General features: G+C 35.8%; 25 protein-coding genes and 2 pseudogenes. 22 read left to right on the top strand and 5 right to left on the bottom strand.

The window, feature by feature from the left end:
- Positions 1-81: 81 nt before the first annotated feature.
- Both NST14_RS19710 and NST14_RS19705 read left to right on the top strand, forming a co-directional pair.
- Positions 82-384 carry a YlaH-like family protein gene (locus NST14_RS19710; protein WP_000893666.1) on the top strand — a complete coding sequence of 101 codons (303 nt, stop codon included), beginning with the start codon at positions 82-84 and terminating at the stop codon, positions 382-384.
- A gap of 11 nt (positions 385-395) precedes the next feature.
- Positions 396-671 (top strand): hypothetical protein, encoded by a 276-nt coding sequence (locus tag NST14_RS19705; protein ID WP_001258148.1) that lies wholly within the window; start codon positions 396-398, stop codon positions 669-671.
- Positions 672-707: 36 nt separating this feature from the next.
- Here the strand turns inward: NST14_RS19705 and NST14_RS19700 are convergent, their stop codons facing one another.
- Positions 708-908, bottom strand: coding sequence for a YlaI family protein (locus tag NST14_RS19700; protein ID WP_001995040.1), 201 nt, complete (start codon positions 906-908; stop codon positions 708-710).
- A gap of 145 nt (positions 909-1,053) precedes the next feature.
- Between NST14_RS19700 and NST14_RS19695 the strand changes: the two genes are divergently transcribed.
- Positions 1,054-1,509 carry a pyridoxamine 5'-phosphate oxidase family protein gene (locus tag NST14_RS19695; RefSeq protein WP_000024588.1) on the top strand — a complete coding sequence of 152 codons (456 nt, stop codon included), beginning with the start codon at positions 1,054-1,056 and terminating at the stop codon, positions 1,507-1,509.
- A 246-nt stretch (positions 1,510-1,755) separates the two neighbouring features.
- On the top strand, positions 1,756-3,084 hold the full coding sequence (locus NST14_RS19690; RefSeq protein ID WP_000358084.1) for a PhoH family protein: 1,329 nt from the start codon (positions 1,756-1,758) through the stop codon (positions 3,082-3,084).
- Positions 3,085-3,115: 31 nt separating this feature from the next.
- On the opposite strand, the gene NST14_RS19685 is transcribed toward NST14_RS19690, so the two are convergent.
- Positions 3,116-3,613, bottom strand: coding sequence for a hypothetical protein (locus NST14_RS19685; protein ID WP_001289788.1), 498 nt, complete (start codon positions 3,611-3,613; stop codon positions 3,116-3,118).
- 150 nt (positions 3,614-3,763) lie between these two features.
- Here NST14_RS19685 and NST14_RS19680 point away from each other — a divergent pair, with 150 nt between their 5' ends.
- From NST14_RS19680 to pyc, 3 genes are all read left to right on the top strand, one after another.
- Complete coding sequence (locus NST14_RS19680) at positions 3,764-4,051, top strand: YlaN family protein (protein ID WP_000135695.1); 288 nt, start codon at positions 3,764-3,766, stop codon at positions 4,049-4,051.
- Positions 4,052-4,176: 125 nt separating this feature from the next.
- Positions 4,177-5,358: a putative lipid II flippase FtsW gene (gene ftsW, locus NST14_RS19675; protein WP_000832781.1), complete on the top strand. Its 1,182-nt coding sequence runs from the start codon at positions 4,177-4,179 to the stop codon at positions 5,356-5,358.
- Between the two features lie 322 nt (positions 5,359-5,680).
- Positions 5,681-9,127 carry a pyruvate carboxylase gene (gene pyc, locus NST14_RS19670; RefSeq protein ID WP_000164061.1) on the top strand — a complete coding sequence of 1,149 codons (3,447 nt, stop codon included), beginning with the start codon at positions 5,681-5,683 and terminating at the stop codon, positions 9,125-9,127.
- 78 nt (positions 9,128-9,205) lie between these two features.
- Here pyc and ctaA read toward each other — a convergent pair whose 3' ends face one another.
- The gene (ctaA, locus tag NST14_RS19665) at positions 9,206-10,141 is read right to left on the bottom strand and encodes a heme A synthase (RefSeq protein ID WP_001188736.1); all 936 of its coding nucleotides are present in this window, start codon (positions 10,139-10,141) and stop codon (positions 9,206-9,208) included.
- Positions 10,142-10,640: 499 nt separating this feature from the next.
- Between ctaA and ctaB the strand changes: the two genes are divergently transcribed.
- From ctaB to NST14_RS19620, 9 genes and pseudogenes are all read left to right on the top strand, one after another.
- Positions 10,641-11,564: a protoheme IX farnesyltransferase gene (ctaB, locus tag NST14_RS19660; RefSeq protein ID WP_001015058.1), complete on the top strand. Its 924-nt coding sequence runs from the start codon at positions 10,641-10,643 to the stop codon at positions 11,562-11,564.
- A 93-nt stretch (positions 11,565-11,657) separates the two neighbouring features.
- Positions 11,658-12,707 carry a cytochrome c oxidase subunit II gene (gene coxB, locus NST14_RS19655; protein ID WP_000745271.1) on the top strand — a complete coding sequence of 350 codons (1,050 nt, stop codon included), beginning with the start codon at positions 11,658-11,660 and terminating at the stop codon, positions 12,705-12,707.
- A gap of 60 nt (positions 12,708-12,767) precedes the next feature.
- Positions 12,768-14,603 (top strand): cytochrome c oxidase subunit I, encoded by a 1,836-nt coding sequence (gene ctaD / locus NST14_RS19650; protein WP_011040617.1) that lies wholly within the window; start codon positions 12,768-12,770, stop codon positions 14,601-14,603.
- Entirely contained in the window at positions 14,603-15,226 is a 624-nt protein-coding gene (gene ctaE / locus NST14_RS19645; protein WP_000557861.1) for a cytochrome c oxidase subunit III, read from the top strand. Before ctaD ends, ctaE begins: the two co-directional genes overlap by 1 nt.
- A 3-nt stretch (positions 15,227-15,229) precedes the next feature.
- Positions 15,230-15,562, top strand: coding sequence for a cytochrome c oxidase subunit IVB (ctaF, locus tag NST14_RS19640; protein ID WP_000985699.1), 333 nt, complete (start codon positions 15,230-15,232; stop codon positions 15,560-15,562).
- 85 nt (positions 15,563-15,647) lie between these two features.
- Positions 15,648-16,553: a cytochrome c oxidase assembly factor CtaG gene (gene ctaG / locus NST14_RS19635; RefSeq protein WP_000069012.1), complete on the top strand. Its 906-nt coding sequence runs from the start codon at positions 15,648-15,650 to the stop codon at positions 16,551-16,553.
- 227 nt (positions 16,554-16,780) lie between these two features.
- Positions 16,781-17,152, top strand: a pseudogene (locus NST14_RS19630) (nitrilase-related carbon-nitrogen hydrolase); the annotation flags it as partial.
- A 733-nt stretch (positions 17,153-17,885) separates the two neighbouring features.
- Positions 17,886-19,718 (top strand): group II intron reverse transcriptase/maturase, encoded by a 1,833-nt coding sequence (ltrA, locus tag NST14_RS19625; RefSeq protein WP_000914978.1) that lies wholly within the window; start codon positions 17,886-17,888, stop codon positions 19,716-19,718.
- Between the two features lie 116 nt (positions 19,719-19,834).
- Positions 19,835-20,458 (top strand): annotated as a pseudogene (locus NST14_RS19620) (formamidase); the annotation flags it as partial.
- A 46-nt stretch (positions 20,459-20,504) separates the two neighbouring features.
- On the opposite strand, the gene NST14_RS19615 reads toward NST14_RS19620, so the two are convergent.
- Positions 20,505-20,870, bottom strand: coding sequence for a YugN family protein (locus NST14_RS19615; RefSeq protein WP_001160940.1), 366 nt, complete (start codon positions 20,868-20,870; stop codon positions 20,505-20,507).
- A gap of 207 nt (positions 20,871-21,077) precedes the next feature.
- On the opposite strand from NST14_RS19615, the gene NST14_RS19610 reads away from it, so the two are divergent.
- From NST14_RS19610 to NST14_RS19585, 6 genes are all read left to right on the top strand, one after another.
- Positions 21,078-22,112, top strand: a complete 1,035-nt coding sequence (locus NST14_RS19610; RefSeq protein ID WP_000735391.1) for a CAP domain-containing protein — start codon at positions 21,078-21,080, stop codon at positions 22,110-22,112.
- 141 nt (positions 22,113-22,253) lie between these two features.
- Positions 22,254-22,703, top strand: coding sequence for a YlbD family protein (locus NST14_RS19605; RefSeq protein WP_001143335.1), 450 nt, complete (start codon positions 22,254-22,256; stop codon positions 22,701-22,703).
- A gap of 11 nt (positions 22,704-22,714) precedes the next feature.
- On the top strand, positions 22,715-22,960 hold the full coding sequence (locus NST14_RS19600) for a YlbE-like family protein (protein ID WP_001200990.1): 246 nt from the start codon (positions 22,715-22,717) through the stop codon (positions 22,958-22,960).
- Between the two features lie 82 nt (positions 22,961-23,042).
- Positions 23,043-23,615 carry a histidine phosphatase family protein gene (locus tag NST14_RS19595; RefSeq protein ID WP_001998138.1) on the top strand — a complete coding sequence of 191 codons (573 nt, stop codon included), beginning with the start codon at positions 23,043-23,045 and terminating at the stop codon, positions 23,613-23,615.
- 115 nt (positions 23,616-23,730) lie between these two features.
- A complete protein-coding gene (locus NST14_RS19590) occupies positions 23,731-24,183 on the top strand; it encodes a YlbF family regulator (RefSeq protein WP_048557619.1) in 453 nt (150 codons plus the stop codon).
- 126 nt (positions 24,184-24,309) lie between these two features.
- Positions 24,310-24,576: a YlbG family protein gene (locus tag NST14_RS19585; RefSeq protein ID WP_002080814.1), complete on the top strand. Its 267-nt coding sequence runs from the start codon at positions 24,310-24,312 to the stop codon at positions 24,574-24,576.
- Between the two features lie 54 nt (positions 24,577-24,630).
- On the opposite strand, the gene NST14_RS19580 is transcribed toward NST14_RS19585, so the two are convergent.
- On the bottom strand, positions 24,631-25,020 hold the full coding sequence (locus tag NST14_RS19580) for a DUF7147 family protein (protein ID WP_000616011.1): 390 nt from the start codon (positions 25,018-25,020) through the stop codon (positions 24,631-24,633).
- Positions 25,021-25,485 lie beyond the last annotated feature (465 nt).

Genomic DNA, 25,485 nt, shown 5'->3' with positions numbered 1-25,485 from the left:
GACAGTATTTTTTTCACAGGTTACTCTTGTATTAAGTACATAAAGAAAAATGGTTTGATTTATGAGGAAGGGGGATAAATGGTGTTAGAAAGAATGTCGTTTTTTGCGAAGTTATGTAAAGTCGATGAAAATCCAGAGCTAGGGATGTGGTTACTGTATGGCGTCATTATTATATTAAGTGCACTTGTGTATAATTTAGGTTTTGCAAGAAAACTATCTATAATAAAAAATATAGTGATATATATATCGTTAGCGATTGGGTGTACAGTGTTAACTTTCTTTGCAGTTTTTTTACCTGTTGGAGAGGGGCTTGTTGTAGCAGCAATTGTACTTGGGATTTATAGGTTGCGATTACGTCAAGCAAGACAACAAAAAGCAGGATGAGGGGGAGTTTTATGCGTTCCGTACAAGATGCGTTATATAATTGGTTAACAATTAAAACAGTTGCCGAAGCACGTCCGGATGATAGTGCTGCAAAAGAAACGTATTTGTTATTTCAAAATATGATATATGAAGAACATAAATTGAGAAATGTGGAAGTTAAGAAGAACGAGGAAATGTATTTAGTTACATATGAAATAAATGGAGAAAGAAAATCTGCAAGGTTTCCATTAGAAGCTATTGATTGTTTTTTGGATCAAATGAATCGCGAACCTGAAAAATATAAATAAGTCCTTTATCATATTGATAAAGGACTTATTTATATTTTACCAATCGTCTTCGACTTTTTTATCACGATATAATCGGAAATTACCACTTGCATGACGTTCCATCGTACGTTCAGCAATTCGTTCCGAACATTCCATGCACATGTATGTATGAATAGGGCGATTACGCAGCTTTTTTGCCATAGGATTTTCATCATCTAACATATCTTTTTTATCACAAATCATACATTTGACTCTCATTTCGTCACCTCAATACGAATTCTATCAGTATAAGTATATCATGGAAGTGTAATGTTTTTGAATAATAGTGGGAAAAAATAATATTTTCGCAATTCGAAAAATAGGTTATGATAAGGATATATGAAGTATATTTGGAGGTGGAAATATGGCGAATGTAGTAGAGCCCACATTAACAGATGATTTAGTACAAACGTTACGTAAAGAGTGTATTGTTATGGTAGCAACAACAGATTTTGAAAAACAAGTTCCTAACGTAAGTGCTATTTCTTGGGTGTATGCAGTGAGTAAAACTAGTATTCGATTTGCAGTAGATCAACGTTCACGTATTGTGGAAAATATAAGACATAGTACTGGAGTGGTATTGACTATAATGGCGAATGAATCCGTATTTTCCATAAGTGGTGCAGGTGAAATTTTGACTGATAGAATGGAAGGCATTCCTCTAAAATTAACTGTAATAGAAGTAAATGTACAAGAAGTACGTGATGTTATGTTTTATGGTGCAAAACTTGCAATTGAGCCAACATATGAAAAAACGTATGATCTTCGTGCAGCTAAAAAGCTCGATAACCAAGTACTAGCAGGAATGAAAGAATTATAAATGTGATAAATAAGAAAGTCAGTTATTAACTTTTGTAATCGCTTATTGTGATTTTATGTTAATAATTATAATTAAAAGTAATATATTGAATAGAAATGAATAAAAAATAAATAAAAGGTTTAATGGCTATAAATTTCGATTCTACCTCGTTTATACGGTACATATAATTATAACAATGGTTCGTCCATATTTTATGGATGAAACCCTTGTTCTACAAATTTAAAAGTGGAGTCAGGGGGTAACAGGTTGGATAAAATTTATGTGTTAGATACGAATGTACTTTTGCAGGATCCTTTATCTATTTTTTCATTTGAAACCAATGAAGTAGTGATTCCAGCAGTTGTATTAGAAGAGGTTGATTCGAAAAAACGTTATATGGATGAAGTAGGACGAAACGCTCGTTATGTATCTAAGTTAATAGACAAATTTCGTGAAATAGGAAAACTGCATGAAAGTATTCCGCTAGAAAACGGCGGTACATTTCGTATTGAATTAAATCATCGTTCGTTTGTCCAACTACAAGATATTTTTGTAGAAAAAACAAATGATAATCGAATTTTAGCTGTAGCAAAAAATCTATCTTTAGAAGAACAAGAAAAAGAGGACGGGAAGTCTGTTATTTTAGTAAGTAAAGACGTGCTCGTAAGGGTAAAAGCAGATGCAATAGGTTTAAAGGCGGAAGATTATTTAAGTGATCGGGTTATTGAAGTGGAAAATATATATTCAGGATTTTTAGAAGGATATATATCAAAAGAACAATTGGATTATTTTTATGAAAAAGGCGAATTGCCTTTATCCGAAATTGCAAATCATCCTTTTTATCCAAATCAGTTTGTAGTAATGAAAGATGCGTTAGGTGGATCTAGTTCAGCACTAGGCATTGTGGATCATTTAGGTAAGAAGGTAAAGAAACTTATTTTTCCAAATGAACAAGTATGGGGAATACGACCACGAAATGTGCAGCAAATTATGGGATTAGAATTGTTGCTTCGTGAAGATATTCCACTAGTTACGCTAACAGGGAAAGCTGGTACAGGAAAGACATTACTAGCTTTAGCTTCGGGGCTCATGCAAACGGAAGATTTAGGGTTATATAAAAAACTACTCGTTGCACGGCCAATTGTTCCAGTTGGGAAAGATATCGGTTATTTACCGGGAGAAAAAGAAGAAAAGTTAAGACCGTGGATGCAACCGATTTTTGATAATCTAGAGTATTTATTTAATACGAAAAAACCAGGAGAGTTAGATGCTATTTTAGCTGGAATGGGTTCGATAGAAGTAGAAGCTCTTACGTATATACGCGGGAGAAGTATTCCAGATCAATTCATTATAATTGACGAAGCACAAAATTTAACGAAGCATGAAGTGAAAACGATACTAACGAGGGTAGGAGAAAAAAGTAAAATCGTATTAATGGGAGATCCTCAGCAAATTGATCATCCGTATTTGGATGAATATAATAACGGTTTAACATACGTTGTAGAGAAGTTTAAAGAGCAACGTATTAGTGGTCATGTAAAGTTTGTTAAAGGGGAGCGATCTAATTTAGCTCAACTAGCCGCAGATTTACTATAAAAAGGAGTGAGCAAAAGCTCACTCCTTTTCTTTAAATAATTGTAAATTTGCGGATGTTACGGATTGGATTTTGTCTATTAGATCCATCATTGTAATATAAATGAACAGGTCCATCTTCTTTTAATGGTTTTCCTTCTTTTGAAAAACCAAGAATAGCATGTTTGACAGTTTCTAGTGGAAGCGTTATTGTATCATCTACTGTTTCGATCTCGACTTGCGTAGCGTCATCTGAAATTTCGGCATTAGCAAGAAAAGGTTGAAATGGTATACCGAACGTTCCAGTAATTAGCTGTTCTTTTTTAAATTTCTTTACACTTTGTTGTATCGGCGGGAAAGCAGCACCATCACGGATTTCGCGATCCCAATGTTCCGAAGTGTTTTTTAAATAAGCTTCTAGTTCTGAAGTGTTTTCTCTCGTTTCATCAAAGTAAGTTGTCAAATCTACTTTTCGATCATCAAAGATCCAAACGGTTGGATCGATAGTGATTGGAAAACGAACTTTTCCATTAATAAATAAAATTTCGCTCATTGTTGTTCCCCCATTTGTGTTATACTCCCACTTTTCAGTATAATAGTATTAGACACTATTGTCACAAAAAATGTTTCTATTGCAATTTATTAAAACTATCGCTAATATTAATAGATAGGAGAGAGTAGGACGGAAACGGAGGGAATCAATTTGGCGTCTGAGACAGTATCAAATCATCAGGAAAAGGCACTAGCCCTTCTACAAGCGGATGCGGAGAAGATTTTAAGACTTATTAAGGTGCAAATGGACCATCTTACAATGCCGCAATGTCCATTATATGAAGAAGTGTTAGACACACAAATGTTTGGACTATCCCGCGAAGTCGATTTTGCAGTTCGCCTTGGTCTTATTGCAGAAGAACAAGGGAAAGCAATGTTAGGAGAGCTTGAACGTGAGTTATCTGCACTTCATGAAGCATTTACAAACAAACAACAATAACGGGTTCAAATAAGGGGGCTCAAACTGAAAAAGTTTGAGCTTTTTATTTGTATAATAAAGCAGGAAGAATCAATGTACATATGGAATACAACAATAATTAAATTGAAACAGAGAGAGGAAATGAAATGAAAAGAGTATGGAAATCAATGGATTATTCATTATTACTTCCTCTTGTTATCTTATGTGTGCTGGGAGTTATAATGGTATATAGTTCTAGTTCCATTGTTGCGATTTCATCGAAATATAACTGGCCGGCAGATCACTTTTTTAAAAAACAATTAGTTTCTCTTGCTATTGGAACGGTAATGCTAGTGATTGTCGCTGTAGTACCTTACAAATTTTGGAGGAAGAAAATAGTTCTTGCAGCTATGGGGTTAGGGGGGATTGGCTTACTAACAGCAGCCTTCCTTTTCGGTAAGGTAATCAATGGTGCAAAAGGATGGATACTAGGTATACAACCAGCTGAGTTTGTAAAAATAGCAGTAATTATTACGTTAGCAAGTTTTTTTGCTAAGAAACAAGAGAGGCAAACCCCTTTTTTACAAGGGATAATCCCCCCCTTATTTGTGGTGGGTGGATCGATGGTATTAATTTTATTACAAAATGACTTAGGGACTGACATATTAATAGGTGGAACAGTGTTAATTATGTTCTTCTGTTCAGGAGTTAATGTTAACCTGTGGATAAAAAGGTTTATATTAACATCTATCGTATGGGTTCCTGCATTGTATTTTATTGGGAATTATAAATTGAATAATTACCAAAAAGCCCGATTTTCAGTTTTTCTTGACCCGTTTAACGATCCTCAAAATGATGGATTCCAATTAGTTAATTCTTTTATTGGAATTGCCTCAGGTGGGTTAAATGGTAGAGGATTAGGGAATAGTATACAAAAGTATGGCTACTTACCAGAGCCGCAAACAGATTTTATTATGGCAATTATATCTGAAGAACTAGGTTTTATAGGGGTAGCTATTATTTTAATCTGTTTATTACTTATTATTATTCGTTCGTTTAGAGTAGCACAAAAATGTAAAGATCCATTTGGAAGTTTAATTGCAATCGGAATTGCAAGTTTAATTGGAATACAAACTTTTGTTAATGTCGGTGGTATGTCTGGATTAATACCGCTTACAGGGGTACCTTTACCGTTTATTAGTTATGGTGGTAGTTCTTTATTGGCTAATTTAATTGCGATGGGTATATTGTTAAATGTAGCCAGCAATGTAAAACGACAAGAGAAAGAGCAAAATACGATAATGAAAGAAAGAGAACAAGATGGACCACGTCTTGTAGTTGTAAAATAAAAACACATTGTGCTTTAGAGCGCGATGTGTTTTTTGTTTTTAAATAGGATATACCATTTTGTTTTTTAACGAAAAAATATATCACATTTAAATTAATGTGATATACAATTAGGTTGTTACATAAGGAAGAGGTATGCTATACTATTTTTGTGAGACAAATTGCTCAGAAAACTTATCATTTGTTAAAAAATAAGGTATGATGGATAAAAATAAAGTGAAGCTTTCTAAGTATAATATAATGTGGAAAGTGAAGAACTTCACGCTCTTTATGGTGTGTATATATTTTATCTCTAGAGTGGTAGGAAAGTAGAGGGGGAAAATCATGACAAAGCTGCAACGTATTCAAAAAGTATTGGTAGCTAACCGTGGAGAGATTGCAATTCGTGTGTTTCGAGCTTGTTCGGAACTGGGATTAAAAACAGTTGCAATCTATTCTAAAGAGGATAGTGGTTCTTATCATCGTTATAAAGCCGATGAATCCTATTTAGTTGGGGAAGGAAAAAAGCCAATTGATGCTTATCTAGATATTGAGGGCATTATTGAGATTGCGAAAAGTAATCATGTAGATGCAATTCACCCTGGATATGGTTTCTTGTCAGAAAATATTCAATTCGCAAAACGTTGTGAAGAAGAAGGGATTATCTTTATCGGTCCAAAAAGTAAGCATTTAGATATGTTTGGAGATAAAGTAAAAGCAAGAACACAAGCGCAGCTAGCACAAATTCCAGTTATTCCTGGTAGTGATGGGCCAGTAGATTCATTAGAAGAAGTCGAAAAATTTGCTGAAAAGTATGATTACCCGATTATTATTAAAGCTTCCCTTGGCGGGGGCGGTCGTGGTATGCGTATTGTACGTACTAGTGAAGAATTAAGAGAATCGTATAATCGAGCAAAGTCAGAAGCAAAAGCAGCCTTTGGTAATGATGAAGTATACGTAGAAAAATTCGTTGAAAAACCTAAACATATAGAAGTTCAAATTTTAGCAGATGAAGAGGGCAATGTTGTTCATTTATACGAGCGAGACTGTTCTGTACAACGTCGTCATCAAAAAGTAGTAGAAATTGCACCTAGTGTGTCGCTTTCAGATGATTTGCGTCAGCGTATTTGTGATGCTGCTGTAAAGTTAACGAAAAATGTAAATTATTTAAACGCAGGAACAGTTGAATTTCTTGTAAAAGATGATAATTTCTATTTCATTGAAGTGAATCCGCGTGTTCAAGTAGAACATACAATTACAGAAATGATTACAGGAGTCGATATCGTTCAATCACAAATTTTAATAGCTGATGGACATGCATTACATAGTAAAATGGTAGGTGTTCCAAAGCAAGAGGAAGTTGTTGTACATGGATTTGCAATACAATCTCGTGTAACGACCGAGGATCCACTAAATAATTTCATGCCGGATACAGGAAAAATTATGGCATATCGATCAGGTGGTGGATTTGGGGTTCGTCTTGATACAGGTAATAGTTTCCAAGGTGCTGTTATTACACCGTACTATGATTCTTTACTCGTAAAAGTTACAACATGGGCGCTTACTTTTGAACAAGCTGCTGCAAAAATGGAACGTAACTTAAAAGAATTCCGTATCCGTGGTATTAAAACGAATATTCCATTCCTAGAGAATGTAGTAAAACATAAAAACTTCTTATCAGGGGAATATGACACTTCATTTATTGATGCGTCACCTGAACTATTCTTGTTCCCGAAACGTAAAGACCGCGGAACGAAAATGTTAAATTACATCGGGACAGTAACAGTAAATGGCTTCCCGGGGGTAGGGAAAAAAGAGAAACCAATTTTCCCAGATGCTCGTATACCGAATGTATTACACTCAGAGCCAATCCAAAATGGAACGAAACAAATTTTGGATGAGCGTGGGGCAGACGGATTAGTAAAATGGGTACAAGATCAAAAACGTGTACTTTTAACGGATACAACGTTCCGTGATGCGCATCAGTCATTACTTGCAACGCGTATTCGCACAAAAGATTTACACCAAATTGCAGAGCCGACAGCGAGAATGTTACCGAACTTATTCTCAGCAGAAATGTGGGGCGGTGCAACGTTTGATGTTGCATATCGTTTCTTAAAAGAAGATCCGTGGGAACGATTACTAGATCTTCGTGAAAAAATGCCAAATGTTTTATTCCAAATGTTACTTCGTTCTTCAAACGCGGTTGGTTACAAAAACTATCCGGATAATTTAATTCAAAAGTTTGTGGAGTGTTCTGCCCAAGCTGGAATTGATGTGTTCCGTATTTTTGATAGCTTAAACTGGGTAGAAGGTATGAGAGTTGCGATTGATGCTGTACGAGATACTGGTAAAATTGCAGAAGCAACGATGTGTTACACAGGGGATATTCATGATCCACTGCGTAGTAAATATGATTTAAATTACTATAAAAATTTAGCAAAAGAATTAGAAGCATCAGGAGCTCACATTTTAGGTATTAAAGATATGGCGGGCTTACTAAAACCAAATGCAGCATATGATTTAGTTTCAGCATTAAAAGAGACGGTATCGATTCCGATTCACCTGCACACACACGATACGAGTGGAAATGGTATATTAACGTATACGAAGGCAATTGAAGCAGGTGTTGACATTGTCGATGTAGCAGTAAGTTCTATGGCTGGTCAAACGTCACAACCAAGTGCGAACACGCTATACTATGCGTTAGGTGGAAACGAAAGACAGCCAGATGTTAATATAGATTCATTAGAAAAATTATCTCATTACTGGGAAGATGTACGTAAATACTACGCACCGTTTGAAAGTGGTATGAATGCTCCTCATACAGAGGTATATATGCACGAAATGCCAGGCGGACAGTATAGTAATTTACAACAACAAGCGAAAGCGGTTGGCTTAGGCGATCGTTTCGATGAAGTGAAAGTAATGTACCGCCGTGTGAATGACATGTTTGGTGATATTGTTAAAGTAACACCATCATCTAAAGTTGTTGGTGATATGGCATTATTCATGGTTCAAAATCACTTAACAGAACAAGATGTTTTAGAGCGTGGACATTCTATGGACTTCCCAGGATCTGTTGTTGAAATGTTCTCTGGAGATTTAGGACAACCATATGGTGGTTTCCCGAAAAAGTTACAAGAAATTATTTTAAAAGGGAAAGAACCATTAACAGTAAGACCAGGTGAATTATTAGAACCAGTAGATTTCGACGCGTTAAAAGAAGAGCTATTCCATAAACTTGGACGCGAAGTGACGATGTTTGATGTAGTTGCATATGCATTATATCCAAAAGTATTTATGGATTACGAAAAAGTTGCTGAGATTTATGGAAATGTATCTGTGCTTGATACACCGACATTCTTCTATGGTATGAGACTTGGTGAAGAAATCGATGTGGAAATTGAACAAGGTAAAACATTGATGGTTAAATTAGTATCAATTGGAGAGCCTCAGCCGGATGGAAATCGTGTGCTTTACTTGGAGTTTAACGGTCAACCACGTGAGATTGTTGTGAAAGACGAAAGTGTGAAAGCGACAGTTGCACAACGTGTGAAAGGAAACCGTGAAAATCCAAACCACATTAGCGCAACAATGCCAGGAACGGTTATTAAAGTAGTTGTAAAAGAAGGCGATGAAGTGAAAAAAGGCGATTCTATGGCAATTACAGAAGCGATGAAAATGGAAACGACAGTTCAAGCGCCGTTTAATGGTAAAGTGAAAAAAGTATATGTTAACGATGGAGATGCAATTCAAACGGGTGACTTACTCATTGAATTAGATCACTAAAATAAAAAAGAGTTGCGGAAACGCAACTCTTTTTTATTACGAAAAAATACCTTGCCAATTCGGGCAAGGTATTTTCATTTATTTTGTTTGTTTAGAAATTGATGCAGCTTCTTTTGCATTCACTTTACTTCTTGTACCTAACATAACTAAATAGCATAGTACAGCAAACAAGCAAGAAATGAATAGGGAATGTAATAATGCCATTGATAAACTAGCATTTGTAAATACGACTAAAATTCCTACGATAGCTTGAAGTGTAACAAGGATAAATGAGATGATCCATCCCCAGTATACGACAGGCTGCTGTTTGTAATGGCGGATAGCGAGAATCATCGCGTATAGTATCCAAGCGAAAATTAACATCGCTGCAACTCTATGTCCCATTTGAACCCATTCATGTAATTGAGTTGGCATAGGTCTATTTTTGCTGCATAAAGGAAAGTCTGGACAGGCTAAGCTAGCTCGTTCGTGACGTACTAAAGCCCCTGTGTAGACGACAATATAACTGTAAATTGTTACACCATAAATATGAAATTTCATTTTTTTGTCCATAATAAGTGAACGTGCATCGAATTTTTGGTCAATTTCAAAGATAAGACACGTTAATAAAATGACAGAAGCAAATGAAATTAAGGAAATACCGAAATGGATAGCAAGTACAGCTGGCATTTGCCCCCAAACAACCGCTGCGGCTCCCATTAATGCTTGTGCAACTAAAAATACGAAGGATAAAATTGCTAACGTTTTTGTTTCGCGCACATGTTTATAATATTTCCAGGACAAAATACAAAGGAGAGTGACAAGAATTCCTGCTGATCCTGATGTAAGGCGATGACTTAGTTCAATAATAGTTTCCATTGATAAATTAGATGGAACAAATTCACCGTTACAAAGTGGCCATGATTTACCGCATCCTTGGCCAGAGCCTGTTTTTGTAACTAAGGCGCCTCCTAATAAAACTATTAATAAATCAAGACTCGTAATGACTGCTAACCATTTAATAAAGCGTTGCAATCTCTTTCACCATCTTTCTGCTATGAAGTTATTGCGAAATATTTTCATTCCATTATGTATAGAATAAAACGCGCTAGTTCCTATGATATATAAAAAATAATAAAATAGCAAAGAAATGGAGGGGGAAGACAGGGAAGAGAAAACGGGTGTGGAAATAAGGTTTATAAGGAAATTTTTAGGTGAAAAATAGGCTATTTTGAAAAGAAATGGGGAGAATACGTGTTAAATATGACAAAAAAGTTTATTATAGAAGGTAACATCATGTTATGATATGGATAAGTAACAATTAAGTTTTTTATGTTCGACACAAAAAGTTCATGTTTTCTTCACAAAATGTTCGGGAAATATGATTTAATATATTGGAGTATGGGCGTAGATTAGTAGTAGAATGGGTTAACAATGTTTCTACTGTAATAATATTGCTATATAGAAGCGAAATATTTCAATTTGAAATAGGCGCAAAAAAGAAAGACGAAAGTTTTAAGAGGGGGTTAAAGTGATGAACCATGCAACAAGTGAGCTGCATGATGAGTCTGCTGTTACAAGCGTACCGGAAACAACTCGGTTACAAGATTTAAAAGCGCTCGTTAAAATGGGGATTGTAAACTCAAATACACTTACTGTATTTACAGGATTTTGGTTGGCATTACACTTTAATGGATTAAGTGTAATGGACAATCTGGATAAGTTATTCTTTACAATCGTTGGTTCTGGATTAGTTATGGCAGGGGTATGTTGTTTAAACAACTACATTGATCGAGACATCGATCCATTAATGGAAAGAACAAAGACCCGTCCAACGGTTACTGGAAAGTATAAACCAGGATTTGCACTTACATTTGGACTAGTTATATTACTTCTTGGTTTTGTATTTTTATTATTAACAACACCAATGGCAGTCTTAATGGGATTTATTGGTGCTTTCACATATGTTGTTCTATATAGTTTATGGACAAAGAGAAAGTATACACTAAATACTGTTGTAGGTAGTATATCTGGTGCAGTTCCACCTTTAATTGGATGGGCAGCAATCGATCCATCTTTAGGCCATCCAATTGCTTGGATGTTATTTTTAATTATGTTTATTTGGCAAATCCCACATTTCCTTGCATTAGCAATGAAACGTGTTGATGAATATCGAAACGCAGGAATTCCAATGCTTCCTGTAGTTCATGGATTTGAAATTACGAAACGCCAAATTATGATTTGGACAGTATGTTTATTACCACTACCATTTTATATGAGTGGACTAGGGATAACATTTATGGTAATTGCAACACTGCTTAACATCGGATGGATCGTTTTAGGTTTTTATGGCTTCCGTAAGAAAGATGACATCAAATGGTCTGTGCAAATGTTTGTTTATTCCCTAAATTATTTAACAATCTTATTTGTATCAATGATTGTAGTTACATTCTTCTAAGACAACGACATAATTGGATTTCTTTACGTTGAGATTTACTTTACTTAACTATAAAGTACAATCTAATTCACAAGGAAAGTGGGGGTTGTTTGTATGAAGAAACAGTGGCGACTGCTTTCGTTCGTTTCACTGCTGGCTTTACTGTTAGGGGGATGCGGTAAAGCCTTTCAATCTACTTTAATTCCGCAAGGAGAAGTAGCAAAAATGCAATATGATCTGCTCTTACTAGCAAGTGCGATCATGGTAGGAGTAGTACTAGTAGTTACTATTATTTTCTTATATGTAATTGTGCGTTTCCGACAAAAGAAAGGTCAGGAAGATTATATTCCGGAGCAAGTTGAAGGGAATCACAAACTGGAAATTATATGGACAGTTATTCCGATTATTCTTTTGCTAATCTTAGCTGTTCCGACGGTTACATATACATTCAAACTTGCTGATGTAAGTGCGATGGAGAAAAAGAATATTGATAAAGATACTATCGTTGTTGATGTAACAGCGAATCTTTATTGGTGGGAATTTTCTTATAAATCAGAAAAGATAGTAACTTCCCAAGATTTAGTCATCCCCACAGGTAAGAAAGTGTATTTGAATTTGAAGGGTGCCGATATTAAACATTCGTTTTGGGTTCCATCTTTAGCTGGGAAAATGGATACAAATACAGATAATGTGAACAAAATGTGGTTAAAGGCAGATAAATCGGGCACTTATAATGGTTTTTGTACAGAATTTTGCGGCCCATCACATTCTTTAATGCAATTCAAAGTGAAAGCTTTAGATGAAAGCGAGTACAAAAAGTGGCTTGCTGATATGAAGAAAATTGATGGGAAGAAAGAAGTAGCTTCAACAAAGGCGCAAGAAGGCCAAGAAATATTTAATAAAAGCTGTATTGGTTGTCACGCAGTTGGATCTAATGATAGTAGACCACCTTCCGCTCGTATCGCACCAAACTTAGCAAACTTTGCGGATCGCGATACAGTTGCCGGCATTGCTGAAAACAATGAAGAAAACTTAAAAAAATGGCTGAAAGATCCTGAAAATATGAAACCAGGAAATAAAATGACTGGTAAATATGGCAACTTAACAGACGATCAAATTGATGCATTAAATGCATACTTACAAACGTTAAAAGTTGAAAAGTAAAGAGGGATTATTCGCGAAGGGGAGGTTGAAAACGTGAGTTCTGTAGCAAAAAAACAGGGGATGGGTGCTGTCATATGGGATTATTTAACGACAGTAGACCATAAAAAGATTGCCATTCTCTATTTAATTGCAGGTGGATTGTTTTTTATAATAGGCGGAATAGAAGCTCTATTTATTCGCCTTCAATTAGCGATTCCTAACAACGCTTTTCTTGTTGGGGATGCTTATAATCAAGTATTAACTATGCACGGTACAACAATGATTTTCCTCGCAGCTATGCCACTCGTGTTTGCATTTATGAACGCCGCTGTACCACTTCAAATTGGTGCACGTGATGTAGCGTTCCCGTTTTTGAATTCACTCGGATTTTGGTTATTTTTCTTTGGTGGAGTATTTTTAAATTTAAGTTGGTTTTTAGGTGGAGCGCCTGATGCAGGATGGACATCTTATGCATCTTTAGCTTTAGCCTCTAAAGGCCATGGTGTTGATTTTTATGTGCTTGGCTTGCAAATCTCAGGTATTGGTACATTAATTGGAGGTATTAACTTCCTTGTAACCATTATTAATATGCGGGCGCCAGGAATGACGTACATGCGTATGCCGATGTTTACATGGACGACATTTGTAACATCTTCGCTTATATTATTCGCTTTTCCGCCGTTAACTGTAGGATTAGGACTTTTAATGTTAGACCGCTTATTTGGAACAAGTTTCTTTAATCCAGCACTGGGCGGGAATACAATTATATGGGAGCACTTATTCTGGATTTTCGGTCATCCAGAAGTATACATTCTTATACTCCCAGCTTTCGGAATATTCTCAGAAATCTTCGCGACATTTTCGAAAAAACGATTGTTTGGTTATTCATCGATGGTGTTTGCGACTGTATTAATTGGATTTTTAGGGTTTATGGTATGGGCGCACCATATGTTTACTGTTGGACTTGGTCCAGTTGCTAATGCTATTTTCTCGGTCGCAACAATGGCGATTGCGGTTCCAACTGGTATCAAAATATTCAACTGGCTCTTTACAATGTGGGGCGGAAGTATTCGTTTTACGACACCGATGATGTGGGCAGTAGCCTTCATTCCATCATTCGTAATGGGAGGAGTTACAGGTGTTATGCTAGCATCTGCACCAGCTGATTATCAATTTCATGATAACTATTTCGTAGTAGCGCATTTTCATTATGTAATCGTTGGCGGTGTTGTATTTGGTTTACTTGCAGGAGCTCATTATTATTGGCCACTGATGTTTAATAAAGTATTAAATGAAACATTAGGAAAGATAACGTTCTGGCTATTCTTTATCGGTTTCCATTTAACGTTCTTTATTCAGCATTTCCTTGGCTTAATTGGTATGCCACGTCGTTACTACACATATCTTGAAGGTCAAGGGTTGGAAATGGGCAATATGATTAGTTCTATTGGAGCGGTATTTATGGCTCTTGGAACGATTGTTCTTCTATTCAATGTAATTAAAACAACAGTATCAAAAGAAAAGGCTGGTCGTGATCCGTGGGATGGGCGTACATTAGAATGGACAATGCCAGCACCTACACCAGAATATAACTTTAAACAATTACCATTTGTTCGCGGGTTAGATCCGTTTTGGATTGAAAAACGTGAAGGGAATAAAGAGATGACAGCGGCGGAACCAGTGGGTGATATTCATATGCCAAATCCATCATTTTCACCATTTATCATTTCTTTAGGATTGTTTATAGCGGCATTCGGTGCAATGTATATGCAGGGTGGAAAAGATAAGTTTTGGTTATTAGTAGCAATTATTGGTTTAATTATTACGTTTGGTACAATGTTCCTACGTTCAGTAATTGATGATCATGGATATCATATTCATAAAGAAGATTTAGAAGATAAGGGGGGCAAGGCGTAATGCATGTAGATGAAAAATTAACGAATGAAACATTTCCAGCAGAGCCTGAAAAAGCAACCCTTGAGGGGAAAAATAAGTTTGTCGGTTTTTGGTTATTTCTTGGAGGCGAAACAGTATTGTTCGCTTCCTTATTTGGCACATATTTAGCGTTAAAGAATTCTACAAATGGCGGACCAACATCTCAAGAGATGTTCCAAATGCCACTCGTTTTCATTATGACGATGCTTTTATTAACGAGTAGCTTAACGAGCGTATATGCGATGTATCATATGAAAAACTTTAATTTTAAGAAAATGCAACTTTGGCTACTAGTAACAGTGTTGCTAGGTTTAGGGTTTTTAGGATTTGAGATATATGAGTTTTATCATTATACGCATGAATTTAAGCATACTATGAGAAGTAGCGCATTTGGTTCCGCGTTTTATGCTCTTGTTGGTACACATGGACTCCACGTATTGTTTGGATTGTGTTGGATTTTAACATTAATCTTTAGGAATGCGAAGAGAGGTCTAAATTTATACAATGCACCGAAGTTTTATGTTGCATCGATTTATTGGCACTTTATTGACGTAGTTTGGGTGTTTATTTTCACTGTAGTATATTTAATGGGAATGGTGGGATAAACAATGGCGATAAAGCAAACGAATAATCCTAAAGTTGATCTTGTTTATCGGAAAAGAAAAAGTGCGGAGGAAATGAAGCATCAAGTTATTACATTTGCATTAATGATTTTTTTAACATTAGTTGCATTTGCAGCGGTAGCATATCCGAAAACTTTTAGTCCGACTTTTTCAGTACCATTTATTTTACTATTAGCGGTGGTACAAGTAATTTTTCAATTGTATTATTTTATGCATATGAGTCATAAAGGACATGAAGCGGCAAGTTTCTTTCTTTATTCTGGTCTGTTGATCGGATTAATTACAATTTTAGCTTTTATGACAATTGTGTGGATTTGAAAAGTGACGAATAAGGGAGCTTGTGTTGACACAGCTCCCTCTTCATATTATGTGAACGGATAACCTTAAGAAGGTAGGTGTGAAAATGAGTAACTTGTGGATATTTGGTTTTCAAGCGCTATGGAGTCCAATCTTTTTATTATTTATGCTTTCGATCCTCATTGGATATTTTTTAATTATTGGGCCGTATAGAATGCGATTTGAACATGCGACAAAGGTAAGTAAGAAGCAAGTTTTTTATTTTACGACTGGAATTGTTCTTTTGTATTTTGTAAAGGGAGGGCCTATTGATTTAATTGGTCATATTATATTTAGTGCACATATGTTTGAAATGGCAGTTATGTATATTGCCGTTCCGCCTTTGTTGTTGCTTGGTATACCAGTTTGGTTATATCGTTATATTACTTCTTTTAAGTTCGTTCAAATTATATTAAAGATATTTGCTAAGCCACTTATTGCATTGTTTGTATTTAATGGCCTGTTTTCTTTTTATCATTTACCAGTTGTTTTTGATGCAGTAAAACAAAGTCAAATTGCTCATCCTATCTGTCTCGCTATATTGTTCTTTACGGCAATCATGATGTGGTGGCCGATGCTAAATCCATTACCAGAATATCAAACGTTAAGTGATATAAAGAAACTTGGTTATATGTTTGCTAACGGTATATTATTAACGCCAGCTTGCGCGTTAATTATTTTTGCAACGGCGCCGTTGTTTGCAACGTATACGGATCCGGCTGCTTGGATGAAGGCGATGGAACTATGTGTACCGGCGGGAACTTTATCTGATTTAAATATAACTGGACCAGAATTTTTACACTGGATGCCGATCGTACAAGACCAACAAACAGGCGGCATCATTATGAAAATTGTCCAGGAAATAGTGTACGGTACAATTATTGGTTATGTGTTCTTTCGATGGGCGCGTCGAGAGCGTGAAAAGGATAAAGAGCAGTTACAACAATTGCCGCCGTATTTACAAACGAAGTAAAAAAGTGTATGGGTTTCCATACACTTTTTTAGTTTTACTAAACTTTAATAGATTGAATTTTCTAATTATTTATGTTAAGTTAGTGTAGGCATGTACTAAAGTGGATATAAGATTTACTACTAGCTTTAATGCATAATAATTCCATGTGTAGTACAAGTTTTTTAGAGAGTTACAAATTTATATTGTTATCTTTAATAAAACAAGGACTATTTTAAGGGGGAATTTAAATGGGTAGTAGTGGAAGTATGGTAAAGCCAATTAGTGGTTTTTTAGCAGCATTAATACAATATCCAGTACCGGTAGTAGAGTCACGTGCAGACATTGATAAACAAATTAAACAGATCATAAAAACAATTCATTCAACTAAAGCAGGGTATCCTGGATTGGAATTGATAGTATTTCCAGAATATAGTACGCAAGGGCTTAATACAAAAAAATGGACTACAGAAGAGTTTTTATGTACGGTCCCTGGGCCAGAAACAGACTTGTTTGCTGAGGCATGTAAAGAGTCTGAAGTATATGGTGTTTTTTCTATAATGGAAAGAAATCCTGATGGTGGAGAACCGTATAATACAGCAATAATTATTGATCCACAAGGTGGTGCGACACGTTCCTAAGTGAAAAGCTTAGGCATTGTCGAACTTACAGTTCAACAGTGAACTGTCATTCCAAGAAGTCAAATGATAGGGTAACGCCTTGAAGGGCTTCCTTTAATACTCCGACATGCAGTGAAGTTAGCAAGAACTGAACTGTATGAAGCTCGGTGAAGTCGGTTGAGAGTTACCGTAATCCTATAGGATACGAAAGTCACTCAGAGGTGGGTGGTGTAACCTATAAACCGGAAGTCTATAAATTACCTATGGTTAGTATGCACTATGAACCAATAGAGTATGGTATGTGCGGACGAATCTCTGATGGTACGGGTCTATATCGGAAGTAAGTCGAAAGGCTTACTGACACAATTAGTGTCGCTACTGTGGATGAGTAAAACTCGCCTTTATGAAAGTCCATATATTGTTACAGGCAATATCAAGGTAGCAGGCTCATAGGAGAAACCTAACGGTATATGCACAGATAGGAATGACGGAACGTGGTAAGCTGTCAACACTGAGGGCTTGCTTCCGATGAAGTGGTTCTAGGGAAAACAATTGTAAATTGTATAACCTAGGTTTATGACAGTGAAAGTGGTGGCACAGTACCTATGAAACGTGTAATGAACGTGGAGGGATAGCCACTAGTCGATTGAAAACTGACTGTTACTTATGGTTGACATGGTTTCGAGTAAGACTAAAGAGATGTAAACCTCCAGTAAATAAGGGGAGGTTACAGCCCATGTTAAAGAAAACTAAACTAAGGCACAGTGAATATTACGACATGCAAAGAAAGTATGATGAGTTATATTCTAATAGCCTTAATGGTAACAATTTCTATAAATTAATTGATATTATCGGTTCGGAAGAAAATATTAGATTAGCATACCGCAACATCAAAACTAATAAGGGGAGTAACACGGCTGGAGTTGACAATTTAACCATTAAAGATATTTGGCACCTAAACGATACAAAGATTATTCATGAAGTTAGGAAACGATTAAATAACTATCAACCACAAGCAGTTAAAAGAGTCCTTATCCCAAAAGAGGGCAGTGATAAGAAGCGACCCCTGGGGATTCCAACAATTTGGGACAGATTAGTACAACAATCTATCCTCCAAGTATTGGAACCTATTTGTGAAGCTAAGTTTCATAACCATAGTTATGGATTTAGACCGAACAGAAGTACACACCATGCACTAAGTAGAGTTGTAAGTCTTATTAACATAGGTCACCAACACTACTGTGTTGATATTGACATTAAGGGGTTCTTTGATAATGTATGCCACAAAAAGCTATTAAGGCAAATGTGGACTCTGGGAATAAGAGACAAATCACTTCTATGTGTTATTTCAAAAATCCTTAAATCTGAGATAGAAGGAGAGGGTATTCCCAATAAGGGTACTCCGCAAGGAGGAATTATTTCTCCTTTACTTTCCAACATTGTTCTAAATGAACTTGATTGGTGGATAAGTAGCCAATGGGAAACCTACAAACCTCACAGAATCTCTACTCGGCATTTAGGGTTTCGACAATATGCTAGGAAGTACACGAATCTAAAATGTGGTTATGTAGTGAGATACGCGGATGACTTCAAAATAATGTGTCGGACTTATGATGAAGCACAACGCTTTTATCATGCGACAGTTGATTTTCTCAAATCCCGCTTGGGATTAGAAATTAACCCCAAAAAGTCCAAAGTGGTTAATCTCAAGAAAAACTCGTCAGTTTTCCTTGGATTCAAAATCAAAGTGGTTAAACAAGGTAAAGCTAAATTTGGATATATTGCAAAAACCAGTATGTCCGACAAAGCTATTACAAAAGCTAAAAGACAACTAAAAGAACGAATCAAAGGAATTCAAAAGGAGCCCACTTCAGAGAAAGTTACTCAATTTAATTCAACCCTTCTTGGTATACAAAATTACTTTAAATATGCGGTTACAATTTACATGGATTTAACGGAGGTAAATTACTCTCTGCGAAGAGTCATAAGAACCAGACTTAGAAACAATATGAAGCACATGAAGTTCTGTGAAACATCTGTGAATTTTAAAAGGAAGACCAAAGGAATACAACCTAACACTAAGATTTACGTTGTACAGAACACTCCACTCTTACCAGTTACAGGAATACATCATAAAAACCCGTGGAATTTTTCGCAGGTTATCTGTAACTATACGGAAACGGGGCGTAATAAAGTACATAGTAATCTTAAGGCAATACCTAAGGATGTTCTCAACCAAGTTATGAGGACTTATTCGAAGAATAAAAGTATTGAGTACAACGATAATAGGATATCAAAATACGTTGCTCAATATGGTAAGTGTTATGTAACTGGTGAGGAAATTGGTATTGAACGTGTTCATTGTCATCACATTGTTCCCATTAAACAAGGTGGGGATGACAAGTACAACAACTTGGTAATTGTAGATTGGTTTATACACAAACTGATTCACATGACGAATCTTAATAAGATTACACATTACCTTCGGTCTTTTAAACTTAACAAGAAACAAATGGATAAACTGAATGTGCTAAGAACTAAAGCTGGAAATGAACCGATAGTAACATAATTTGATTTTAAAGTCAGTTGGAAACGATGGAACGCCGTATGCTAGGAAACTAGCACGTACGGTGTGAGGTGGGGGAAAAGGTGGAGATTACATCAAAGCCTTACCTATCATCATAAATGATTTTGAAGTATCGTAAGCTAAATCCTTGGGTGCCAGTTGAACCTTGGAAGGCTGGAGATTTAGGTTTACCTGTTTGTGATGGGCCAGGAGGAAGTAAATTAGCTGTTTGTATTTGTCATGATGGTATGTTTCCTGAAGTAGCTCGTGAAGCAGCTTATAAAGGTGCAAATGTCTTGATTCGTATTTCTGGATATAGCACACAAGTTAGTGAACAATGGATGTTAACTAATCGTTCGAATGCATGGCAAAATTTAATGTATACATTGTCGGTGAACTTAGCCGGTTATGATGGTGTATTTTATTATTTTGGTGAAGGACAAGTATGTAATTTTGATGGGACTACTTTAGTGCAGGGACACCGAAATCCTTGGGAGATTGTTACTGCTGAAGTATATCCAGAGCTAGCAGATCAAGCTAGATTAGGATGGGGTCTCGAAAATAATATATATAATCTAGGTTCAAGGGGATATGTAGCGACTCCTGGTGGGGTGAAAGAAAACCCATATACGTTTGTAAAAGATTTAGCTGAAGGTAAATATAAGGTTCCTTGGGAAGATGAGATTAAAGTAAAGGATGGAACTATTTATGGGTATCCAGTCAAAAAGACGATTCATTCTTAAGTAAGATAAATAGAACAAGCGCATCATATTGATGCGCTTGTTCTATTTACTCAATGATTTGGAATTCTTTTAACTCTTTTTCGATATTTTGTAGGAGTTGTTCGCTTTTTTGAATTACATTCGTTGGGAAAGTTTCACCATCACCATATTCAACGCCGTGAGGATAATAATGTTTACCTAATAAGGGAGGGAGTAGCTTTATTTCAGCGTGTCTGCTGCCAATGTCACCTTCAACAGCTAAACCTTGTACACGTAAATAATAAACATCGTTTAATATTTCGAATTTATAATCGTATGTAACTCGTTCATAATCCCACTGTCCAGCAAGTACAAAATGGTTCTTTTCCATAATCTCTGTTAATAGTGTTAAATCAACGACTGCCCCATTAAATTTCGTATTTGTAAATTGCATAAAATACCTCCTTTTTTAATGTTACACCATTATTTTTATAATAGTATGAATAATAAGAAAGTGCAATTCATATTGAGAGAAAAGGGATAATCCAGACTTTTTTTGCGAAAATATGATATAGTGAAAAGAGTACGGTACACACAAAAAAAGGAAAGAAAAGGATTTGTGTATATCTCAATTTTATGTTTTTTGCAGGAGGTATATCGATTGAAGAAATTATTGCGTATCGTAATGATTACAATTTTAATTTTAGCTGTTGATTTATACGGGAAATTACTCGTTTCACAATATATATTAACCCCATCTCAATCAAAGCAAGAAAATAAAATTGTGAAAAAGAAAAAACAAGTAAATGAAGACTCTTCTGATACGGTTTTAAATATGATTGGTGGGGACTCTGAAAATTTATTAGCAAAATGGGGCGAACCTTCTCGAATAGAACCATCTGCTTACGGATATGAATGGTGGGTATACAATCAAGATTTAGCTCAGTATGTTCAATTTGGGGTTGCTGAACGTAAAATTGTAACGGCGTATGTCGCTGGTGAGCAAGTTAAGGTGCCACCTTATTATATAAATGAAAAGTATGAAGATGTGTATAAAAAGAATCCACTTTCTCATGAGATTTCGTTAAAAAGAGGAAAGAATAGTTATCAATTTGAGTTATCTGATACCGAAGTGATGGAACAACCATTAGTACCAGTAGAAGATGGTTGGGCACAATTATATTTTGATCATTTTACGCATGAGCTTGTCGGTGTTCGTTATATGGATGACGAAACGTTATTGCGTCAAAGACCGTATCAGCTCGTTTATTCGGGTGAATTATTAGCAGAACAACCATTAACTCCAGACAAAATGAAACAAATAGAGAATGGGAATATGCAACAAATTTTTGATTTAACAAATATTATTCGAAGTCGTCATAATTTACCGTTATTAGCGTGGGACCAACAAACGGCAGAGGTGGCAATCGGTCATAGTAAAGATATGAAGGATAATAATTATTTTTCACACGATTCACCTACATTAGGTACGTTAGGAGATCGTTTACAGCGCGGGAAAGTAGGGTTTCAACTTGCCGGTGAGAACATAGCGGCGCAACATAGTGATGGGGTTGCGGCATTGCAAGGTTGGTTAAATAGTGAGGGACATCGAAAAAATTTATTGAATGAACAATTTACAGGATTAGGTGTTGGCGTATACGATAAGTTTTATACACAAAACTTTATTCGGAAATAAAATGAAACTGTAAATTGTGGATGGGAATCTTCCCCTATGCAAATAGTAGGATAAAAAGGTGCATGAATCGTCTAAAAATAGGCGAACCATGCGCCTTTTTTTTCTTATTATATAGTAGATATACATGAAGAGGTGAGGATTATGCCGACAACAAAAGGACCGTTACATCCATCGGTTCAACAGTTTAAAGAGTTTGTAAACCATCACCCTAAAATGGTTCATGAAGTTCGAAGTGGTCATAAAACTTGGCAACAGTTTTATGAGGAATGGTACTTACTTGGTGAAGAAGATCCAATATGGGCAACTTTTAGACCGGATGGAGCGCCTGCTTTTTCTTCGGTAAAAGAAAAGAAAAAAGAAAATGGAAAAGAAAAGGATACTCGAACTGAAGAGGAAAAAACTGCTGATGTGATGGGACAAATGCTTTCTTTCTTTAAAAAGTTAGACGTGGAACAAATGCAACATCATTTAGCCAATGTGACGAGTGCTATTGGGAGTGTGCAACAAGTTTTTCAACAATTTCAAGGAAAACGCACGCAGCAAGAAGAGAGTACTTCCGAAAATAATCCATTTTTCTTTCAGAAGGATTAGGAGGAAAGCGGATGAGAGCAGAAATTATGGAGTTTATAAAGGCTGATGAGGATTTATCTCGCTATATTAGGGAGCAACCTTACTGGTATAGAAAACTAACGCGAAACCCTGAAGAAAAAGAGGCATTTGAGTTAGCAGCTATGCAACATTTCAAAAAAACGATACCAGATAAAGTTGAGAAATTTCAAAATCAATTGGCAGTTGCTTCCATTATGATTGATATGTTTCAGTATATGAAGCAGCAAAATGCAACATAATTGGAAGGGAAAACTATGTCCGTCATGCAGAACTTTTGATACAATAGAAGCGGATTATTTAAAAAGGAGTTGCAGCATGAGCATGACGGAAATTTGTTTAGTACGACATGGACAAACTGATTGGAATTTTCAAGAGATTATTCAGGGGCGTGAAGATATTCCGCTTAATGAAGTGGGGAAGAAGCAAGCGAGTCAAAGTGCAGCTGCTTTGCAAGCGGAGGCATGGGATATAATTATAAGTAGCCCATTAATTAGAGCGCAAGAAACAGCTAAGGAAATTGCAGAGGCAACTGGATTACAATCAATTTTATTAGATGAGCGATTTGTTGAACGTAATTTTGGTGAAGCTTCTGGGAAGCCAGTTGCGACTGTTAGGGAATTAATTGCAGAAGGTAAAGTAGAAGGTATGGAGCAAGATGAAGAAATTGTAGCTCGTTGTTTTGCTGCGGTAAAAGATGTTGCAGAAACTCATTCTGGCAAACGTATTATTATTGTAGCCCATTCTCATGCGATAAAAGCAATTTTACATGCAATTGCTCCGGAAGATATTTCGTTTAAAACACCGTTAAAAAACGCATGTATTAGTTATGTGAATGAAAATAGTGGGAAGTGGGATGTTGTTAAATACAACATCGCGGAACATATTAATGTATAAATGTGTACTGAAATTATTAAAAAATAGTTAGAATGATATCTTTCTGTTTAGTGAGACACTTCAATTAGTAGTTCTATTCTAAATGTGGTATGATAAATACTCGGAGGTGTCTCTCATGATTGTAGCGACGCTAGAAAGCGTATTAATATTAGATAAGGCAGAGCAGCTTGCAAAAGCGATCATCTGTTCAGATATAGCAGAAGATTACCGTAAATGTTATAAAGACTTGCATGAAGATATGGAAGTTCAGGCGTTAATTCAGCAATTTACAGCGATGAAAGAACGATATGAGGAAGTGCAACGTTTCGGTAAATATCATCCTGACTATACTTTCGTTTCGACGAAAATGAGGGAATTGAAGCGTTCTGTAGATTTACATGATAAGATTGCAGCTTTTAAACGAGTAGAAACGGCTTTACAAAAGTTGTTAGATGAAGTTAGTGTAGCAATCGGTTCTGAGGTGTCCTCTTCCATCAAAGTTCCAACAGGAAATCCATTTTTTGATGCTGGTGGCTGTGGTGGCGGTTGTGGTACCGGCGGAGGTTGCGGTTGTAAAAAAACGGGGTAAATCACCCCGTTTTTTAGAAGGTAGAAGAAAACGTATACAGAGTTTGTCCTGTAATGTCATAAATTTCTGATTGGTTTTCATAAAATATAAAATATATGTTTTTAAAAGGAGAAGATGGAGAAGATTATGTTCGGGCAACGACAAAGTATGATTGTTTATTTACATTCATTGAAACATGCCAAGATTTTAAGAAAATATGGTAACATACATTACATATCAAAACGTTTAAAATATGCAGTAGTATATTGTGATATGGAACAAATTGAGCATATGATGCAAAAGTTGAACAAACTTCCTTTTGTGAAAAAGATAGAACAGTCGTACCGCCCGTATTTAAAAACGGAATTTGAAAATTCACGTCCTGATCGGGCAAAAGAATACGATTATAGCTAATAGAAAAAATCCCCTGCTAATTTTAACAGGGGATTTTTTATTTGAAATAACACATTATTTCATTGGAGGAATAAAATTATTCATTCGTAAAATACCAATTAAATGATTGAAAAACAGTTCTTTTTCTGGGAAAGTTGTGGATGGTTTTACCGTAAAGGTAGTCACTTTTTTTCCAAGTTGTTCTGCCGTTTCTTCAAATAAAATGACGCGTTTACTTTTTTTATTTTCAAGTACAGGAATGCCTTCACGACATATGTATAATGGTTGGAAATCACCAGTAGTAGTTGGTTTTAATATTACAACAAGTGAGCACACTTTTTTTTCATTTTTAATTGTTTCAAATTGTAACATATGTGTTATACGTTCTTGATTTGCTTTGGCAATTTCAAGTAATTCATATAAATCAGAGTAGCCCTCTCCGAGTTCTATAAAGCGTTGAATCATATCTTTTCCTCCTCTTTCTTTTACTGTACCATCTCACTTTTTAAATGAAAAGTAGACAAAGAAAAAAAACCCTGCAAAGCAGGGCCCTTCTTATACTAGCATGTACTAGTAAGAAGGCAAAGGGAGAGGAGAAACCGGAGGAAGAACTTATGGGGAAACGTAAGTCTTCTCCGCGGTTGGCAACAACATCGAAGGTGATGTTGTTATAGTTATTTATGTCCAATCTAAATGAAGATATACATGATGAAATTAAATTTTATGTTGGGCTTTTTATTTTTCTTTTTTTTATTTTATGATAGGATAAAAAAGATAAAGTGAAACGAATAGTTCGTGTTAGCGAATGGTGAGATGAATACATAAAAATGCAGAGCGGTTATTTTAAGCTAAGTTCTTCTAGTCTTCGTTGGAAGATGAATGGAATCGTAAAGTTTGGTAGCGGTTACCGAATGGAGAAGGGCTTTCTAT

Origin of the sequence: Bacillus sp. FSL W8-0519 (genome assembly GCF_038005585.1) — a bacterium.
GTDB lineage: Bacteria > Bacillota > Bacilli > Bacillales > Bacillaceae_G > Bacillus_A > Bacillus_A paranthracis.
The sequence above is the reverse complement of the archived record's forward strand: the minus strand, read 5'-3'. Positions and strand labels throughout refer to the sequence as shown.

Excerpts from the sequence above, each read along its gene's own strand:
- NST14_RS19705 (WP_001258148.1), top strand. The coding sequence starts at position 396 with ATGCGTTCCGTACAAGATGCGTTATATAATTGGTTAACAATTAAAACA.
- NST14_RS19700 (WP_001995040.1), bottom strand. The coding sequence starts at position 908 with ATGAGAGTCAAATGTATGATTTGTGATAAAAAAGATATGTTAGATGAT.
- NST14_RS19695 (WP_000024588.1), top strand. The coding sequence starts at position 1,054 with ATGGCGAATGTAGTAGAGCCCACATTAACAGATGATTTAGTACAAACG.
- NST14_RS19685 (WP_001289788.1), bottom strand. The coding sequence starts at position 3,613 with ATGAGCGAAATTTTATTTATTAATGGAAAAGTTCGTTTTCCAATCACT.
- ftsW (WP_000832781.1), top strand. The coding sequence starts at position 4,177 with ATGAAAAGAGTATGGAAATCAATGGATTATTCATTATTACTTCCTCTT.
- pyc (WP_000164061.1), top strand. The coding sequence starts at position 5,681 with ATGACAAAGCTGCAACGTATTCAAAAAGTATTGGTAGCTAACCGTGGA.
- ctaB (WP_001015058.1), top strand. The coding sequence starts at position 10,641 with ATGAACCATGCAACAAGTGAGCTGCATGATGAGTCTGCTGTTACAAGC.
- coxB (WP_000745271.1), top strand. The coding sequence starts at position 11,658 with ATGAAGAAACAGTGGCGACTGCTTTCGTTCGTTTCACTGCTGGCTTTA.
- ctaD (WP_011040617.1), top strand. The coding sequence starts at position 12,768 with ATGGGTGCTGTCATATGGGATTATTTAACGACAGTAGACCATAAAAAG.
- ctaE (WP_000557861.1), top strand. The coding sequence starts at position 14,603 with ATGCATGTAGATGAAAAATTAACGAATGAAACATTTCCAGCAGAGCCT.
- ctaF (WP_000985699.1), top strand. The coding sequence starts at position 15,230 with ATGGCGATAAAGCAAACGAATAATCCTAAAGTTGATCTTGTTTATCGG.
- ctaG (WP_000069012.1), top strand. The coding sequence starts at position 15,648 with ATGAGTAACTTGTGGATATTTGGTTTTCAAGCGCTATGGAGTCCAATC.
- ltrA (WP_000914978.1), top strand. The coding sequence starts at position 17,886 with ATGTTAAAGAAAACTAAACTAAGGCACAGTGAATATTACGACATGCAA.
- NST14_RS19615 (WP_001160940.1), bottom strand. The coding sequence starts at position 20,870 with ATGCAATTTACAAATACGAAATTTAATGGGGCAGTCGTTGATTTAACA.
- NST14_RS19605 (WP_001143335.1), top strand. The coding sequence starts at position 22,254 with ATGCCGACAACAAAAGGACCGTTACATCCATCGGTTCAACAGTTTAAA.
- NST14_RS19600 (WP_001200990.1), top strand. The coding sequence starts at position 22,715 with ATGAGAGCAGAAATTATGGAGTTTATAAAGGCTGATGAGGATTTATCT.
- NST14_RS19595 (WP_001998138.1), top strand. The coding sequence starts at position 23,043 with ATGACGGAAATTTGTTTAGTACGACATGGACAAACTGATTGGAATTTT.
- NST14_RS19590 (WP_048557619.1), top strand. The coding sequence starts at position 23,731 with ATGATTGTAGCGACGCTAGAAAGCGTATTAATATTAGATAAGGCAGAG.
- NST14_RS19585 (WP_002080814.1), top strand. The coding sequence starts at position 24,310 with ATGTTCGGGCAACGACAAAGTATGATTGTTTATTTACATTCATTGAAA.
- NST14_RS19580 (WP_000616011.1), bottom strand. The coding sequence starts at position 25,020 with ATGATTCAACGCTTTATAGAACTCGGAGAGGGCTACTCTGATTTATAT.